Source organism: Rhodovulum sp. BSW8, assembly GCF_003314725.1.
In the GTDB taxonomy this organism is placed as follows: domain Bacteria; phylum Pseudomonadota; class Alphaproteobacteria; order Rhodobacterales; family Rhodobacteraceae; genus Rhodovulum; species Rhodovulum visakhapatnamense.
On sequence record NZ_QNVX01000069.1, the window covers coordinates 1 to 1,960 of the forward strand.

The following is a 1,960-nucleotide window of genomic DNA, read 5'->3' on the forward strand; positions in this document are numbered from 1 at the left end:
AAGACCTTCCTCTCCGCCATAGCCCTCGCCGCAACCGTCATCTTCTGGCTTTGACGATCAATGAGTCTGGAGCCTAGGCAATGGCGGCAGAGCGTTTCATCAAGGTCCTTGACGACAATATGCCGAAGTGGCGCAGCATACGCGACGAGCTAAATCAGTATCCGCTTGCCGCGTGGGAAGATCTGCAGACTTTGGCTCGGTGACGTCGTCGCTCGACCTGTCGGTTGCGCGCGATTTTTCCAGGGCCTGCCGCCGCAGCTCCATTCCCCGTTCCACAAATCGCCGAACACGTTCCGGATCTGGTTCGACATCTCGTATCGAAGAGCGGTAGGCGATGGTGACCCGGATGGCGCCAACGATGCATGCGCCGATACCAAACACGTCGAAGATGATCTCGAATTCAGTCACGAGGCCGCCTCCCTTGTGTGACGAGCTCGTGACATCGGTTTAATGCAGCGTGGGGTGACATTCGAGATCGGCTGCCCTCTGCAGCACCCGTGCCGCAGTTCTCAGACTCGGTTGGCTTGCCTGGCCCGCACGCTTGAAAGCTTCGACCGCGGCGTCCAAGGCCACGTCGCTGGTGCCTTGCCTACGCCCTTCGCGCCAGATGAACATCACCAGTTCGTCAGTCGTCAACGCTCGTAGGGCTATAGGTGGGCATCTGCTCAAGAGCGGCTCGGGCAACGCGTGGTAGTTGTTGGATGTCAGGACCCAGATGACCCAACTCATATCGAACTTAACCTGATAGAATGGGCAACTCCAGCTTCTTGCGGTCATGGGCTCCAGCAGGGGTAGCAGCGCCTCCGACAGTCCGAACGCGCGGCCTGACATGGACTTTGCAGTCCCCGACTTTTCGACCTCATCAACGACCACGACCGGATTGGCGACATGTTCCATAAGGATCGTGGAAATGAGACGCCCTGGGCCCGCGCTTCCCCATCCACGCTGAGACCCGACGACACCGAATGAGGCATTCTCATTGGTTGCCTCGATGACGGTTGTGGGGACGGTCAAGAGCCGACCAAGGCGCCGCGCCCAAAAGCTCTTGCCGATCCCAGGAGGGCCATCGAGTAGGATGGGCGGCAGGCGAAGACCTATGGAGCCTTCTCTCACCGACCTGCGCATGGCCCTCCAGACTTGTTCGGTCGCGGGTCCCATCCAGGGCATTTCATCGTGAAGGGCCGCCGCGATTTCATCCGCTTGGTGTTCGGCCTTCACCGTCGCAAGCCGAACGCCGCCCGCCAAGGCAGTCAATCGCTCGCGTTCGTCCCTCTGCAAATGGCCCATCCCTGGCCGAGATCGATCCGATCGACAATACGGTTCGCGTGCATCCGAAGGAACAGCGCGTTCACGACGCGGCTCAAGCCGCCGACTTGGGCTTGGCTCGTCGCCATGTAGTTCTCGCGAAACGCCTTCTGGAGCCGCTCGGCGACGTTGCTGCTCGCCTTCAGGCGAGCATGTCTCGCGGTGATTGGTGCCAGATCGGCTTCGATCTTCGCCAGCTTGGTGTGCTTGGTTTCGACATCCCAGGAAGCCCGCGCGGCCGCCACTTCATTGTCGGCGGCATCAAGCTTGGCGAGCGCCGCCTTGACCTCGCCCCTCAAACGCTCAAGCCCGTCCGCCGTCCACGGCGCCTGGCCGGCGGCGGACGTCCAAAGCTGGGAGATCGTGGCGCGTTCACGTTCAGCTGCGGCCTTGTCGCGGCGGACCGATTCCAGCTCTGTCTGCCGGGTCGTCTCTGCCGTGATCTTTTCGGCGAGCGTCGCTTGCGCGCGCGCCAAGCCTTCAAGCGCCGTTCGCAAGATGCCTACCAACACCGTACGCCTGCCGAGGATGGTCTGGGTCAGCCGACCTCTCAGGTTCGCAATCGGGAGTGCGCGATCTAGGTCATGTTGACAAATGGCGGACCCAGAGACGGATCGACGTGATGTCAATGAAGCCGAGGAAGCTCTCAGCGGTC

At 61.3% G+C, this 1,960-nt stretch carries 3 protein-coding genes; all 3 read right to left on the bottom strand.

Features of this window, described 5'->3' with window-relative positions:
- Window positions 1-99 precede the first annotated feature (99 nt).
- From DSD19_RS21555 to DSD19_RS21120, 3 genes are read right to left on the bottom strand one after another with little or no spacing between them, the layout of a single operon-like run.
- Window positions 100-408: a hypothetical protein gene (locus tag DSD19_RS21555; protein ID WP_133260493.1), complete on the bottom strand. Its 309-nt coding sequence runs from the start codon at window positions 406-408 to the stop codon at window positions 100-102.
- Window positions 409-447: 39 nt separating this feature from the next.
- Entirely contained in the window at window positions 448-1,287 is an 840-nt protein-coding gene (locus DSD19_RS21115; protein WP_113671002.1) for an AAA family ATPase, read from the bottom strand.
- A complete protein-coding gene (locus DSD19_RS21120) occupies window positions 1,251-1,781 on the bottom strand; it encodes a hypothetical protein (RefSeq protein ID WP_133260494.1) in 531 nt (176 codons plus the stop codon). The genes DSD19_RS21115 and DSD19_RS21120 overlap by 37 nt, the downstream gene beginning before the upstream one ends.
- Window positions 1,782-1,960: the final 179 nt, after the last annotated feature.

Excerpts from the sequence above, each read along its gene's own strand:
- DSD19_RS21115 (WP_113671002.1), bottom strand. The coding sequence starts at position 1,287 with ATGGGCCATTTGCAGAGGGACGAACGCGAGCGATTGACTGCCTTGGCG.